Origin of the sequence: Streptomyces sp. NPDC059008, assembly GCF_042749045.1 — a bacterium.
GTDB lineage: Bacteria > Actinomycetota > Actinomycetes > Streptomycetales > Streptomycetaceae > Streptomyces.
This window is the reverse complement of sequence record NZ_JBHYJC010000001.1, coordinates 42,900-57,477: the sequence shown is the minus strand read 5'-3', so window position 1 is coordinate 57,477 and position 14,578 is coordinate 42,900. Positions and strand designations below refer to the sequence as shown.

General features: G+C 70.2%; 13 protein-coding genes. 9 read left to right on the top strand and 4 right to left on the bottom strand.

What is annotated here, in order from left to right; all coding sequences use genetic code 11:
* Positions 1–129 precede the first annotated feature (129 nt).
* The 4 genes from dnaK to ACFWZH_RS00235 are packed head-to-tail and all read left to right on the top strand — an operon-like array spanning position 130 to position 4,308.
* Complete coding sequence (dnaK, locus tag ACFWZH_RS00250; protein ID WP_384424019.1) at positions 130–1,986, top strand: molecular chaperone DnaK; 1,857 nt, start codon at positions 130–132, stop codon at positions 1,984–1,986.
* Positions 1,983–2,636, top strand: coding sequence for a nucleotide exchange factor GrpE (gene grpE, locus ACFWZH_RS00245; protein ID WP_384424018.1), 654 nt, complete (start codon positions 1,983–1,985; stop codon positions 2,634–2,636). Before dnaK ends, grpE begins: the two co-directional genes overlap by 4 nt.
* A 45-nt stretch (positions 2,637–2,681) precedes the next feature.
* The gene (gene dnaJ / locus ACFWZH_RS00240) at positions 2,682–3,854 is read left to right on the top strand and encodes a molecular chaperone DnaJ (RefSeq protein WP_384424017.1); all 1,173 of its coding nucleotides are present in this window, start codon (positions 2,682–2,684) and stop codon (positions 3,852–3,854) included.
* Position 3,855: 1 nt separating this feature from the next.
* Positions 3,856–4,308 carry a heat shock protein transcriptional repressor HspR gene (locus ACFWZH_RS00235; protein WP_384424016.1) on the top strand — a complete coding sequence of 151 codons (453 nt, stop codon included), beginning with the start codon at positions 3,856–3,858 and terminating at the stop codon, positions 4,306–4,308.
* Between the two features lie 101 nt (positions 4,309–4,409).
* Here ACFWZH_RS00235 and ACFWZH_RS00230 read toward each other — a convergent pair whose 3' ends face one another.
* The 3 genes from ACFWZH_RS00230 to ACFWZH_RS00220 form a co-directional block, all read right to left on the bottom strand.
* The gene (locus tag ACFWZH_RS00230) at positions 4,410–4,814 is read right to left on the bottom strand and encodes a hypothetical protein (RefSeq protein WP_384424015.1); all 405 of its coding nucleotides are present in this window, start codon (positions 4,812–4,814) and stop codon (positions 4,410–4,412) included.
* Between the two features lie 400 nt (positions 4,815–5,214).
* Positions 5,215–5,619, bottom strand: a complete 405-nt coding sequence (locus ACFWZH_RS00225) for a pyridoxamine 5'-phosphate oxidase family protein (RefSeq protein ID WP_384424014.1) — start codon at positions 5,617–5,619, stop codon at positions 5,215–5,217.
* Between the two features lie 46 nt (positions 5,620–5,665).
* Complete coding sequence (locus tag ACFWZH_RS00220; protein WP_384424013.1) at positions 5,666–6,247, bottom strand: Uma2 family endonuclease; 582 nt, start codon at positions 6,245–6,247, stop codon at positions 5,666–5,668.
* Positions 6,248–6,435: 188 nt separating this feature from the next.
* On the opposite strand from ACFWZH_RS00220, the gene clpB reads away from it, so the two are divergent.
* Positions 6,436–9,066 carry an ATP-dependent chaperone ClpB gene (clpB, locus tag ACFWZH_RS00215; protein WP_384424012.1) on the top strand — a complete coding sequence of 877 codons (2,631 nt, stop codon included), beginning with the start codon at positions 6,436–6,438 and terminating at the stop codon, positions 9,064–9,066.
* A 168-nt stretch (positions 9,067–9,234) separates the two neighbouring features.
* Positions 9,235–9,771: a YbjN domain-containing protein gene (locus ACFWZH_RS00210; protein ID WP_384424011.1), complete on the top strand. Its 537-nt coding sequence runs from the start codon at positions 9,235–9,237 to the stop codon at positions 9,769–9,771.
* A 103-nt stretch (positions 9,772–9,874) separates the two neighbouring features.
* Here ACFWZH_RS00210 and ACFWZH_RS00205 read toward each other — a convergent pair whose 3' ends face one another.
* Positions 9,875–11,053 (bottom strand): pyridoxal phosphate-dependent aminotransferase, encoded by a 1,179-nt coding sequence (locus tag ACFWZH_RS00205; RefSeq protein ID WP_384424010.1) that lies wholly within the window; start codon positions 11,051–11,053, stop codon positions 9,875–9,877.
* A 234-nt stretch (positions 11,054–11,287) separates the two neighbouring features.
* On the opposite strand from ACFWZH_RS00205, the gene ACFWZH_RS00200 reads away from it, so the two are divergent.
* From ACFWZH_RS00200 to ACFWZH_RS00190, 3 genes are all read left to right on the top strand, one after another.
* On the top strand, positions 11,288–11,584 hold the full coding sequence (locus tag ACFWZH_RS00200) for a hypothetical protein (protein WP_384424009.1): 297 nt from the start codon (positions 11,288–11,290) through the stop codon (positions 11,582–11,584).
* 362 nt (positions 11,585–11,946) lie between these two features.
* Complete coding sequence (locus ACFWZH_RS00195; protein ID WP_384424008.1) at positions 11,947–12,468, top strand: DUF2617 family protein; 522 nt, start codon at positions 11,947–11,949, stop codon at positions 12,466–12,468.
* A gap of 269 nt (positions 12,469–12,737) precedes the next feature.
* Positions 12,738–14,456 carry a polyamine aminopropyltransferase gene (locus tag ACFWZH_RS00190; RefSeq protein ID WP_384424007.1) on the top strand — a complete coding sequence of 573 codons (1,719 nt, stop codon included), beginning with the start codon at positions 12,738–12,740 and terminating at the stop codon, positions 14,454–14,456.
* The last annotated feature ends 122 nt before the right edge of the window (positions 14,457–14,578 follow it).

Here is a 14,578-nt window from a genome sequence, read left to right as displayed (position 1 = left end):
TTCGGTGGCGGCCGGGTGACGGTAAGGGCGACATAAAAGTTGAGTGGCGCAGACTCAGGTCTGTTGACAGGTTTTTCTCGGTGTTGCACTCTTGAGCCTGTTCCACTCAAGTCAGCTGGAGGAATCGAAATGGCACGTGCGGTCGGCATCGACCTGGGTACGACGAACTCCGTCGTCAGTGTTCTCGAGGGCGGTGAGCCCACCGTCATCACCAACGCCGAGGGCGCCAGGACCACGCCGTCCGTCGTCGCCTTCGCCAAGAACGGCGAGGTGCTGGTCGGCGAGGTCGCGAAGCGCCAGGCGGTCACCAACGTCGACAGGACCATCCGGTCGGTCAAGCGCCACATGGGCACCGACTGGAAGATCGGCATCGACGGCAAGGACTTCAACCCGCAGCAGATGAGCGCCTTCATCCTGCAGAAGCTCAAGCGGGATGCCGAGGCGTACCTGGGCGAGAAGGTTGTCGACGCGGTCATCACCGTTCCGGCCTACTTCAACGACTCCGAGCGCCAGGCCACCAAGGAGGCCGGTGAGATCGCGGGCCTCAACGTCCTGCGCATCGTCAACGAGCCCACCGCGGCCGCCCTGGCCTACGGCCTGGAGAAGGACGACCAGACCATTCTGGTCTTCGACCTCGGTGGCGGCACCTTCGACGTCTCGCTGCTGGAGATCGGTGACGGCGTCGTCGAGGTGAAGGCCACCAACGGTGACAACCACCTCGGTGGTGACGACTGGGACCAGCGCGTCGTCGACTACCTGGTCAAGCAGTTCCAGAACGGCCACGGCGTCGACCTGGCCAAGGACAAGATGGCGCTCCAGCGTCTGCGCGAGGCCGCTGAGAAGGCGAAGATCGAGCTGTCGTCCTCGACCGAGACGACGATCAACCTTCCCTACATCACCGCCTCCGCCGAGGGCCCGCTGCACCTGGACGAGAAGCTCACCCGCTCGCAGTTCCAGCAGCTGACCGCGGACCTGCTCGACCGCTGCAAGACCCCGTTCCACAACGTCATCAAGGACGCCGGCATCCAGCTGTCCGAGATCGACCACGTGGTCCTGGTCGGTGGCTCGACCCGTATGCCGGCCGTCGCCGAGCTGGTCAAGGAGCTGACCGGCGGCAAGGACGCCAACAAGGGCGTCAACCCCGACGAGGTCGTCGCCATCGGCGCCACCCTCCAGGCCGGTGTCCTCAAGGGCGAGGTCAAGGACGTCCTGCTGCTGGACGTCACCCCGCTGTCCCTCGGTATCGAGACCAAGGGCGGCATCATGACCAAGCTCATCGAGCGCAACACCACGATCCCGACCAAGCGCTCGGAGATCTTCACCACCGCCGAGGACAACCAGCCCTCCGTGCAGATCCAGGTCTACCAGGGCGAGCGCGAGATCGCGGCGTACAACAAGAAGCTCGGGATGTTCGAGCTGACGGGTCTGCCGCCGGCCCCGCGCGGCGTCCCGCAGATCGAGGTCTCCTTCGACATCGACGCCAACGGCATCATGCACGTGACCGCGAAGGACCTGGGCACGGGCAAGGAGCAGAAGATGACCGTCACCGGCGGCTCCTCGCTGCCGAAGGACGAGGTCGACCGGATGCGCCAGGAGGCCGAGCAGTACGCGGACGAGGACCACCGCCGCCGCGAGGCCGCCGAGACCCGCAACCAGGGCGAGCAGCTGGTCTACCAGACCGAGAAGTTCCTCAAGGACAACGAGGACAAGGTCCCCGGTGAGGTCAAGACCGAGGTCGAGACCGCCGTCGCCGAGCTGAAGGAGAAGCTCAAGGGCGAGGACACCGCGGAGATCCGCACCGCCACCGAGAAGGTCGCGGCCGTCTCCCAGAAGCTCGGCCAGGCCATGTACGCCGACGCCCAGGCCGCGCAGGGCGCTGCCGGTGCCGAGGCCGGTGCCGCGGGCGAGCAGCCCAAGGCCGAGGACGACGTCGTGGACGCCGAGATCGTCGACGACGAGAAGCCCAAGAAGGACGGTGCCGCGTGACGGAGGAGACCCCGGGTTTCGAAGAGAAGCCTGACGTCCCCTCCGACGCCGCTCCCGAAGACGCGGCGCAGGAGGCCGAGTCCGCCGACAAGGCGGGCTCGGCCCCGGCCGGGGACGTACAGGACGTAGCGCTCCAGGCGCAGCTGGACCAGGTGCGTACCGCGCTCAACGAGCGCACGGCGGACCTCCAGCGGCTCCAGGCGGAGTACCAGAACTACCGCCGTCGGGTGGAGCGGGACCGGGTCACGGTCAAGGAGATCGCCGCGGCGAACCTCCTGTCCGAGCTCCTGCCCGTGCTCGACGACGTCGGCCGCGCCCGCGAGCACGGTGAACTGGTCGGCGGCTTCAAGTCGGTGGCCGAATCGCTGGAGACCGTGGTCGCCAAGCTGGGTCTGCAGCAGTTCGGCAAGGAGGGCGAGCCCTTCGACCCGACGATCCACGAGGCGCTGATGCACTCGTACGCGCCGGATGTCACCGAGACGACGTGCGTTGCGATCCTGCAGCCCGGGTATCGCATCGGTGAGCGAACGATCCGCCCCGCGCGGGTCGCCGTCGCCGAGCCGCAGCCGGGCGCGCAGAGCGCCAAGTCCGGATCCGAGGACGAGGCCAAGGCCTCGGACGAGGAGAGCGGTGGCCCGGACGAGGGCTGACGTGAGGACCAACGAGAAAACCGCAGGAAAGGAGGGACGTCGGGGATGAGCACCAAGGACTTCGTCGAGAAGGACTACTACAAGGTCCTCGGCGTCCCCAAGGACGCCACCGAAGCGGAGATCAAGAAGGCGTACCGCAAGCTGGCCCGGGAGAACCACCCGGACGCCAACAAGGGCGACGCCAAGGCCGAGGAGCGCTTCAAGGAGATCTCCGAGGCCAACGACGTCCTGGGCGACGCCAAGCGCCGCAAGGAGTACGACGAGGCCCGGGCGCTGTTCGGCAACGGCGGCTTCCGTCCCGGCCCCGGCGGGGGCGGCGGCAGCTTCAACTTCGACCTGGGCGACCTCTTCGGGGGCTCGGGCGGAGCCGGGGGGGCCGGGGGCTTCGGCGGCGGGCTCGGGGACGTCTTCGGCGGCCTGTTCAACCGCGGCGGCGCGGGTACGCGTACCCAGCCGCGGCGCGGCCAGGACATCGAGTCCGAGGTGACGCTCAGCTTCACCGAGGCGGTCGACGGGGCCACGGTCCCGCTGCGGATGTCCAGCCAGGCGCCCTGCAAGGCGTGTTCGGGGACCGGCGACAAAAACGGTACTCCTCGGGTCTGCCCGACCTGTGTCGGCACCGGCCAGGTCAGCCGGGGTGCGGGCGGCGGCTTCTCGCTGACCGACCCGTGCGCCGACTGCAAGGGCCGGGGCCTGATCGCCCAGGACCCCTGCGAGGTCTGCAAGGGCAGCGGACGCGCGACGAGCGCCCGCACGATGCAGGTCCGCATCCCCGCGGGCGTCTCCGACGGGCAGCGCATCCGGCTGCGCGGCAAGGGCGCCCCGGGCGAGCAGGGCGGCCCGGCCGGCGATCTGTATGTCGTCGTGCATGTCGGCGCCCACCCGGTCTTCGGACGCAAGGGCGACAACCTCACCGTCACGGTGCCGGTCACCTTCCCGGAGGCCGCGCTCGGCGGCGAGGTGAAGGTGCCGACGCTGGGCGGCCCGCCGGTCACGCTGAAGCTGCCGGCCGGCACCCCCAACGGACGCACGATGCGGGCCCGCGGCAAGGGCGCGGCCCGTAAGGACGGCACCCGCGGTGATCTGCTGGTCACCATAGAGGTGCTCGTCCCCGAGGACCTCGGCGACAAGGCGAAGGAAGCGCTGGAGTCCTATCGCGAGGCGACCGCGGGGCACGACCCGCGGGCGGAGCTGTTCCAGGCCGCGAAGGGAGACTGAGATGGACAGCCGGGGCGGGCAGCGTCGTAATCCGTATGAACTGACCGATGAGTCGCCGGTGTACGTCATCTCCGTCGCGGCTCAGCTCTCCGGACTGCATCCGCAGACCCTGCGGCAGTACGACCGGCTGGGTCTGGTCTCGCCGGACCGCACGGCCGGGCGCGGCCGCCGCTATTCGGCCCGGGACATCGAACTGCTCCGTACGGTGCAGCAGTTGTCCCAGGACGAGGGCATCAACCTCGCCGGCATCAAGCGCATCATCGAGCTGGAGAACCAGGTCGCGGCCCTGCAGCAGCGGGTCGCGGAGCTGCAGGGCGCCCTGGAGGGCGCGGCCAGCGCGATGCGGCAGCGGGAGGCGGCGGTGCACGCCTCCTACCGGCGTGACCTGGTGCCGTATCAGGACGTCCAGCAGACCAGTGCGCTGGTGGTGTGGCGGCCCAAGCGGTCCGAGTAGCGGACGCGGGGCGCGCCGCGCATCCACGTGGCGAAAAGGGCCGGGTGATCCCGGCCCTTTTTGTCATCTCCGTGAGTGTGCTCCGCCGTGCGCCGGGCCGGTCAGCAGCCGTTGTACCCGGCCGTCGGCATCGACAGCCGCCGGTGCACCTGCGACTTCATCGCCAACGTGTAGACCGGCTCGTCGAGGTCGGCGGTCTCCAGCCGTACGCCGGCCGCCGCGCACCGTGCGGAGAACTCGTCGGCGCCGTCGATGGCGTTCTCCAGCGCCCGGCGGTTGGGCGTGACGAACACATCGACCAGGCCCTCTTCGACGTCCCGCCACAGCGCGCGGTGGTCGGCGCGCAGCTGATGCAGGCTGAGCTGGCAGGTCAGGTGGTAGTCACGGGCCGCCGCCCACTGTTGGCACATGTCGTGCTGGCTGCGGTCGTCGACCAGGAACGGATCCTCGTCCAGTTCGGACAGCGGCATCAGGCAGGCGATCGCCGTGACTCGGACCGAGTTCATCGTGCCCTCCGGGGCGTGGCGACTGTGGGGGCGACGATACCCCCGAGGGCGGCCCGTGGTGGAGGGGCTGTGCCGGGCGGCGAGGCGTAACCGCAGGCGTGGCAGATCTTCCAGCCGTCCTGGTTCACGGCGAGTTGGCCACCGCAGCGCGGGCAGAGCTCGGCGTGCGGTCTCGGTGGGGCGGGGCGCGGTGGGCGCGGAACGGTCGTCACGATGCTCAATGCCGACGCCATGCGGCCTCCAGCTGCCGTCTTGTGCACGGGACAGGTCCGATCCCGCCCGTTCGTTGCGCGGCGCTGTTCGGTTTCCTGTCGTACCTGAGTACCAGTTGGGCAGTTGTCGTCTGCTGTGGAGGGTGTGTTTTCGGCCAGGTCCGTCCCGGCGGTGCGGATACGGGCTCTCAGGCCCGCCCCATCGCCCGGGTCACCGCGATCTCGATCATGACTCGATCGGGGTTCGGCGACGGCGTCCGCCCGTACCGTTCGGCGTACCTGCGCACCGCGTCGGCCACCGTCTCGGCGTCCGTGCGCACCCGCGCGACGCCCTCCAGGGTCGCCCAGCGGCCCTTGTCGACCTGGCACACGGCGACGGTCGCGCCGTCCGCTCCGGCGGCGAGGATGTTCTTGACCTTGGTGCTGTCCTTGCGGGTGATGACCCGCGCGATCCGCTGCCCGGCGTCGTAGGTGACGCCCACGGGGACGACATGCGGCGTCCCGTCCGTACGCAGCGTGGTGAGCGTCGGCATCAGGTACTCGCCCCAGAAGGCGAGGTACTCGGGGCTGAGGGCGGAGAGGTCGTGGGCCATGGGGGCCAGAGTAGAGGGGAGTGCCCGGGCTCCGGCCCCCGGCTGGTCAGACGAAGTCGGTCGTCTCCAGGTCGAAGGAGAAGGGGGCGGGGAGGGGGAGGGGTTTGCCGAAGGGGGACGTGGTGTTGCCTACGTAGTCTTCCGCGGAAGGATCACTGAACAGCGTCACCGTGGACTTGTCGCGATCGACGAGGAGGTACAGCGGGATGCCGGCGCGGGCGTAGGCGCGCCTCTTGTCCTCGCGGTCGTTACGGGGCTTGGTCGATGTCACCTCGACGACCATGGTGATGCCGGCGCATGGCATCCACGGCTCCGCCCCTCGGAAGATGCGCAGCTCGCGTGGGGCGTAGACGGCATCAGGGATGAGCCGATTGTCGGGGTCTCGACTGTCGCTGGGCGCCTTGATGCCCTTGTTGGCGGATTCGTCCATATCGGATACGGACTGCCTCAGGATCTGCCGCTTCAGCGTGCTGAGGTAGTCCTCGTGGTCTCCGTCAGTCGGTGGCGTCACAATGATCTCCCCCTCGATCAGCTCGGCCCGGAAACCCTTTGGGATCTTCAGGGCGAGGAAGTAATCCAGGAGGGTTTCTACGTCGTTCGCCATCGGCTCGTGTGCCATAGCCGTCATGCTGCACCTCCTTGTGGTTGAAGGCCAGCTTTGACCGATTGGGCCAGTGACAGAGGCATATTCGGAGGCGATTCCCCCGCAGGGGTGAGCCGTGAGTAGAGCCTTGAGTGGAATAGACTCAACTTATTGCACGTTGGTACCTGCAAGCAGAAGCATCGGAACAGCACACACAGGGAGGACACCGGGCCGTGGACGCCGAGCTGACCAACAAGAGCCGGGAGGCGCTGAGCGCCGCCAATGACCGGGCGATCACCGCCGGGCATGCGGACATGACGTCCGCGCATCTCCTGCTGGCGCTGCTGGCCGGGCAGGACAACGAGAACATCATGGACCTGCTGGCCGCCGTCGAGGCGGACGCCGCCGTGCTGCGCAACGGCGCCGAGCGCCAGCTCGCCGCGCTGCCCAGCGTGCAGGGCTCGACGGTCGCCCCGCCGCAGCCGGACCGCGATCTGCTCACCGCGATCGCGGACGCGACCCAGCGGGCCAAGGAGCTGGGCGACGCCTATGTCTCGACCGAGCATCTGCTGATCGGGATCGCCGCCAAGGGCGGCCGCACCGGCGAGCTGCTGGAGCAGCAGGGCGCCTCCGCCAAGAAGCTGCTGGCCGCCTTCGAGGCGAGCCGCGGCGGGCAGCGGGTGACCAACCCCGACCCGGAGGGCACGTACAAGGCGCTGGAGAAGTTCGGTACGGACTTCACGGCGGCCGCCCGCGAGGGCAAGCTCGACCCGGTCATCGGCCGGGACCACGAGATCCGCCGGGTGGTGCAGGTGCTGTCCCGCCGGACGAAGAACAACCCGGTGCTGATCGGCGAGCCGGGCGTCGGCAAGACCGCCGTCGTCGAGGGCCTGGCCCAGCGGATCGTCAAGGGCGATGTGCCCGAGTCGCTGCGCAACAAGCGGCTGGTCGCGCTCGACCTGGGGGCGATGGTCGCGGGCGCGAAGTACCGCGGTGAGTTCGAGGAGCGGCTGAAGACGGTCCTGGCGGAGATCAAGTCCAGCGAGGGCCAGATCATCACCTTCATCGACGAGCTGCACACGGTCGTCGGTGCGGGCGCCGGCGGCGACTCGTCCATGGACGCCGGCAACATGCTCAAGCCGATGCTGGCCCGCGGCGAACTGCGGATGGTCGGTGCCACGACGCTCGACGAGTACCGCGAGCGGATCGAGAAGGACCCGGCGCTGGAGCGGCGCTTCCAGCAGGTGCTGGTCGCCGAGCCCACCGTCGAGGACACGGTGGCCATCCTGCGCGGTCTCAAGGGCCGCTACGAGGCGCACCACAAGGTGCAGATCGCCGACTCCGCGCTGGTCGCCGCCGCCACCCTCTCCGACCGCTACATCACCTCCCGCTTCCTGCCCGACAAGGCCATCGACCTCGTCGACGAGGCGGCCTCGCGACTCCGTATGGAGATCGACTCCTCGCCCGTGGAGATCGACGAGCTGCAGCGCGCCGTCGACCGTCTGAAGATGGAGGAGCTGGCGCTCAAGAACGAGACCGACGCCGGCTCCGTCCAGCGGCTGGAGAAGCTGCGCAAGGACCTCGCCGACAAGGAGGAGGAGCTGCGCGGCCTGACCGCCCGCTGGGAGAAGGAGAAGCAGGGCCTCAACCGGGTCGGCGAGCTGAAGGAGAAGCTCGACGACCTGCGCGGCCAGTCCGAGCGCGCCCAGCGCGACGGTGACTTCGACACCGCCTCCAAGCTGCTCTACGGCGAGATCCCGGCCGTCGAGCAGGAGCTCGAGGCGGCGGCCGCCGCCGAGGCCGAGCAGGAGGCGTCCAAGGAGTCCATGGTCAAGGAGGAGGTCGGTCCGGACGACATCGCCGATGTGGTCGGCTCCTGGACCGGCATCCCGGCGGGCCGTCTGCTGGAGGGCGAGACCCAGAAGCTGCTGCGCATGGAGGACGAGCTCGGCAAGCGGCTGATCGGCCAGGCCGAGGCCGTCCGGGCGGTCTCCGACGCGGTGCGGCGCACCCGCGCCGGGATCGCCGACCCGGACCGCCCCACCGGCTCGTTCCTCTTCCTCGGGCCGACCGGCGTCGGCAAGACCGAGCTGGCCAAGGCGCTCGCGGACTTCCTCTTCGACGACGAGCGGGCGATGGTCCGGATCGACATGTCGGAGTACGGCGAGAAGCACTCCGTCGCCCGCCTGGTGGGCGCGCCGCCCGGTTACGTCGGCTACGAGGAGGGCGGCCAGCTCACCGAGGCCGTCCGCCGCCGCCCGTACTCCGTCGTCCTCCTGGACGAGGTGGAGAAGGCCCATCACGAGGTCTTCGACATCCTGCTCCAGGTGCTCGACGACGGACGGCTCACGGACGGCCAGGGCCGTACGGTCGACTTCCGCAACACCATCCTGATCCTGACCTCCAACCTCGGCTCCGCCTTCCTGATGGACCCGCTGCTGAAGGAGGACGAGAAGCGGGAGAAGGTGCTGGAGACGGTCCGGGCCTCGTTCCGGCCCGAGTTCCTCAACCGGCTCGACGACGTGGTGGTCTTCCACCCGCTCGGCACGGACCAGCTGCAGCGGATCGCCCGGCTCCAGCTCGACCACCTCCAGCGCCGCCTCGGCGAGCGCCGGCTGACGCTGGACGTCACCGACCGCGCCCTGACCTGGCTCGCCTGGCTCGGCCAGGAGCCGGTCGACGGCGCCCCCGCCCCCGACATGTCCTACGGTGCGCGCCCCCTGCGCCGCCTGGTCCAGACGGCCATCGGCGACCAGCTCGCGCGCGCCATCCTGGCGGGTGACGTGCTGGACGGGGACACCGTGCGGGTGGATGTCGACGGCGATCGGCTGGCGGTGCTGCCGCTGCGAGAAGGGGCGGCCTGAGCTGCGAGGACGGCTCCCGGGCCGGCCCGGCGGACCGGTCCGGGTGCCTGATCGTGCCGCCGGATCGTTGCCTTGACCGACAGCTTGCCCGCACCGGCCCCTCCGGGCTTGCCAGGACGGGGCGGATGTGGGGGAGGATGGCAAGGACCATACGAAGGGAATTCCACGGTGAGCATCGACCCGTCCTCGATTCCGAATTTCGGGGGCCAGCCCGAACCCGAGCCGTCGGGGCCTGATGGTCCCGTCGTGCCAGACCAGGACCTGGTCAAGCAGCTCCTCGACCAGATGGAGCTGAAGTACGTAGTCGACGAGGAGGGTGACCTCGCCGCCCCGTGGGAGCAGTTCCGCACGTACTTCATGTTCCGGGGCGAGGAGGAGCAGCAGATCTTCTCCGTCCGTACGTTCTACGACCGTGCCCACGGCATCGACGAGAAGTCGAAGCTGCTGGAGGCGATCGACGACTGGAACCGCCGGACGCTGTGGCCCAAGGCCTACACCCACACCCATGACGACGGCACGGTCCGTCTGATCGGTGAGGCATCGATGCTGATCGGCACCGGCGTCTCGCTCGAACACTTTGTGTCGAGCACGGTCAGCTGGGTCCGCGCCTCGATCGAATTCGACAAGTGGATCGTCGAGCAGCTCGGCCTGGAGGCCGAGATCGAAGGCGACTCCGACGACAAGCCGGGCGACGACGAGGCCTGAGCCCCGTCCGTCCCACACCCACCCGGCTGCGAAGGCCCCGGAGCTGTCGGCTCCGGGGCCTTCGTCTGCGTGCGGGGGGCGGAGAAGGGCGTCGACGGACCCTTCAGAGCCGCTTCAGCCGGCCCGCCGCCTCCTGCAGCAGATCGACGCTCTTGCAGAAGGCGAAGCGGACGTACGGTGCGCCCCGGTCCTTGTGGTCGTAGAAGACGGCGTTGGGGATGGCGACGACGCCGGCGCGTTCGGGCAGGGCGCGGCAGAAGGCGAAGCCGTCCTTTTCGCCGAGGGGGCGGATGTCGGTGGTGATGAAGTACGTGCCCGACGGGCGGAAGACCTGGAAGCCGGCGTCGGCGAGGCCGGTCGCCAGGATGTCGCGCTTGGCGCGCAGATCGTCGCGCAGGCCGGTGTAGTAGTCGTCGGGCAGGGCGAGGGCCTCGGCCACGGCGTACTGGAAGGGGCCGGCGGAGACGAAAGTGAGGAACTGCTTGGCGGAGCGGACCGCGCTCACCAGCTCCGGCGCCGCCGTGACCCAGCCGACCTTCCAGCCGGTGAAGGAGAAGGTCTTGCCGGCCGAGCCGATGGTGACGGTGCGGTCGCGCATCCCGGGGAAGGACGCGAGGGGCAGGTGCTCGCCCTCGAAGACGAGGTGTTCGTAGACCTCGTCGGTGATGACGAGGAGGTCGCGCTCCACCGCCAGCTCGGCGATGGCCGTGAGCTCGGCGCGGGTCAGGACCGTACCGGTGGGGTTGTGAGGGGTGTTGAGGAGGATGAGGCGGGTGTCGTCGGTGACGGCGTCGCGCAGCTCGTCCAGGTCGAGGCGGTAGGTCGCGGACTCCGGATCGGCGTGCAGGGTCACCGGTACGCGCCGGCCGCCGGCCATCGCGATACAGGCGGCGTAGGAGTCGTAGTACGGCTCCAGCGCGATGACCTCGTCGCCCGGCTCCAGCAGGGCGAGCAGCGAGGCCGCGATGGCCTCGGTCGCGCCGGCGGTGACCAGGACCTCGGTGTCGGGGTCGTAGGCCAGGCCGAGGTGGCCGTAGAAGCGCTCCTGGTGGGCGGCGACGGCGGTGCGCAGTTCGGGGACGCCGGGGCCGGGCGGGTACTGGTTGCCGCGGCCGTCGCGCAGGGCACGGACCGCTGCCTCTCTGACCTCCTCCGGACCGTCGGCGTCGGGGAAACCCTGGCCGAGGTTGATGGAGCCGGTCCGTAGGGCGAGTGCTGACATTTCGGCGAAGATCGTGGTGCCGAATTCGGCGAGGCGGCGATTGAGCAGCGGTCGGTCCATGCGCGCCATCCTCCGCCGAACCTCTGGACTTCCTCAACTGTGCTTTGAGACTCCCGGGCTCGGGCATCAGCCCCGCGTACAGGACTGTGACGGCCGTCGACGCGGACGGCCGGCGGCGCGGACGGCGCCGCGAGCGGCGCACGGGGCGCCGGACGGAGCGATGCGCCCCCACTGCCTAAAGGGCGTGGGAGGTGCCCCCACGCTTCGGGGGGAACGAAAGGGAGTGTGAGGCAGATGGGAATCGTGGTCTTCCTGGTGATCTGCGCGGTGGTGATCGGGCTGGTGGCCCTGGCCTCGCGGAGCGGCACCGGCGGGCGGGGCGGGAGCGGCTACCGCAAGTCGAGCAGTAGCAGTAGCAGTAGCAGTAGCAGTAGCAGCAGCGGCAGCTGGTGGGCCGCCGGCGGAGCGGATTCGGGCGGCGGCCACCACGGGGGCGGGCACCACGGCGGCCACTCGTGCGGCGGCGGCTCCTCCTCCTGCGGCGGCGGTGGCGGTGGCGGCTGCGGCGGTGGCGGCGGCGGGGGTTGCTGAGCACCGGCGCGGTACCTCCGTACGGCGCCGGCCGGACCGGCCGAAGGGCCCGTTCAGCTGCACACATGCGGGTGGCTCTTGCCCCTTCGCATATGCGCCCGGCGGGTGTGGGCGAAGGGGCCAACACCCGCTGGTCGTAAGGATGTTGAACAGTTGAACTGCATGGCCCTCTAGGGGATGGAAACCCGGCGAAGTTGGGTAAAAAGACTGTGGTCGACCGGGCTTTCATGATTCCCTCTTCATAGAGAATCCCCCACGTTCTCCGATCCCACGTGGGCACGAGCCGGCGGGCAGACGTGCATCCCTGATCCTTCTCGGGCGGGCCGGCCCACCATTCCACTGCGTGCTTGCGGAGCCGACCCATGCTCACCACTTTGACGACGGCGTACACCGATACCCGTGCATCCGACCTGGCCTGGGCGCTGGGCAGGGAACCCCTGCCGGCCCTCGCCGTCCTCGACCTCCAACTCCACGGTGCGCAGGTGCAGTTGAGACTGCTGGGCGCCTCTCACCAGGTGCTTCTCGAAGAGGAGCACGGCACCTGTTCCGAGACGGTCGCCTGTATGCCGGGCAGCAGCACCCCGCTGCCGCTCGGTGTGGCCAAGCGCCTTGGTGACTGGGAGTACGAATTCGCCGCGCACGTGGAGACGCTCTCGCGCGGCTCGTTCGCGGGTCGCGCGCAGGAGTTGCTCGCGCTGGTCGCCGAGCATCCGCACGGCCTGGCCGGTACGTTCCCCGGCTCGCCGCACGCCTTCACCGCGATGCTGGCGCAGTGTCAGCAGGGGCAGGTGCGCTGGCGGACCTGGCACGCGTACCCGCAGGAGGGCCGCCTGGTGGCCACCCGTACCCGCGTGGGCGTACGTGCGGCGGTCGCGGCGGTCTAACGGGGCACCGGCGGAAGTGACCAGGCGGGTCGGCGTCGCCGGCGGGCGCAGCGGAGTCGGGGGCGAGGGGGTGTGGGGGTCGTCGGGAGTGCGCGCCCCGGGCCCTGAGGTGCGCTGGGGCGCGTGCGGCGTTGTGTGCGCCGGGCGTGCGGCGCGGGAGCCTCGATCTGCCCCACGCATCGACATCGCCCCAACTGACGCGTGTAGCCCGCAGAGTGCACTCGTGTGGGTGACCTAGAGGCGTCGAATCGTCACGTAGCGTTCATTTCATGATCGACCCGCCAGAGTCCGCTTTTACCGGCGCCCTCGGGCCGCCGGAGGCCATGACACCGGCGCGACTTCCCGTGCCGGCCGGGCTCGGCAGGCTGCTGGTCCTCGCCGTGGTCTTCGTCTGCGCCGCCTGCGGCCTGGTCTACGAACTCGAACTGGTCGCCCTGGCGACGTACTTGGTCGGCGACTCGGTCACCCAGGCCTCGGTCGTGCTGTCCGTCATGGTCTTCGCGATGGGCGTCGGCGCGCTGCTCGCCAAGCGGATGCGCTGCCGGGCGGCGGTCGGCTTCGGCGCGGTCGAGGCCGGCCTCGCGCTGGTCGGCGGCTGCTCCGCGATGGCGCTCTACGCCTGCTTCGCGTGGTACGGCCAGTCCCGCTCCGCACTCGTCGGCTTCTCCCTGGCCATCGGCGTGCTGATCGGCGCCGAGGTACCGCTGCTGATGACGCTGATCCAGCGGGTCCGTCGGCAGGACGCGGGCGGCGCGGTCGCCGACCTGTTCGCCGCGGACTACGTCGGTGCCCTCGTCGGCGGACTGGCCTTTCCCTTTCTGCTCCTGCCGAGCCTGGGCCAGCTGACCGGCGCGCTGGTCACCGGCGCGGTCAACGCGGCGGCCGGGGGCGTGCTGGTGCTGTGGCTGTTCCGCCGCGATCTGACCGCCCGCGCCCGCTGGACGCTGTTCGGCATCAACGTCCTGGTGCTCGCGCTGCTGGCCACGGGGGTGCTGCTGGCCACGCCGTTCGAACGCGCCGCCCGGCGGGCGGTGTACGGCTCGTCGGCGCGGGTCGCGGTGCAGACCGGCGTCCAGGAAGTGGTGATGACCGGTGGCACGGGGCCCGTCGTCGGTGCGGGACGGGGGAGGAAAGGTTCCGGCCAGCCGCTGGAGCTGTATCTGGACGGGCGGTTGCGGGTCAGCGCGGACACCGAGTTCCGCTACCACGAAGCGCTGGTGCATCCGGCGCTGGCGGGGGGACCGCACGCCCGGGTGCTGGTCCTGGGCGGTGGCGACGGCCTGGCAGTGCGCGAGATCCTCCGCCATGGCGGGGTCCGCTCGGTGACCGTCGTCGAACTCGACCCCGGCGTCGTGCGGTTGGCGCGCACCGACCCCGGGCTCTCGCGCCTCAACCAGCACTCCCTGGACGATCCGCGGGTGCATGTGGTCACCGCCGACGCCTTCGACTGGCTGCGGCGGCACGGTGCGCACGGCCGGCCCCCGGACCCGTACGACGTCATCGTCTCCGATCTCCCCGACCCCGGGATCACCGCCAGCACCAAGCTCTACTCCCAGGAGTTCTACGGCCTGGCGGCGCGGATGCTGGCCCGCGACGGGCGGCTGGTGGTGCACGCCGGGCCGCCGGGCACGCGGGCCCGGTCGTACTGGACGGTGGAGACGACGGTGCGGTCGGTGGGTCTGGCGACCGTCCCGTACCGGCTGCCGGGCCGACCCGCGGACGTCTCCGGCGGCCCGGACCGGCTGGGGGGACCGGCCCGGTCGGCGGCCGTGGCGGCGCGCACCACGGTCCCCTCGTCCGGCGGGCCGCGTTACTGGGGCTTCGTACTGGCCGCCCGGCGCACCCCGAGGTTCGTGCGCGCGTCCGATGCGCCGCGCCTGGGGGGTCTCACCGTCGACGAGCTGCTGGCCGGCCGGAGCGGCGCGACCCGGGCCAGGATGTCCGGACTGCCGCCGTCGACGCTGATGCACCCGCGGTATCTGGACTGATGCGACGGGCCACCGTGCGCGCGGCCGACGGCGGGCTCGGGGCCGGCCGGACCGACGCGCACAGCGCCCACACCCGCCAAGGGGTCCCCTCGGCGCCGGAGAAGGAATTAGGCTCCCATGTC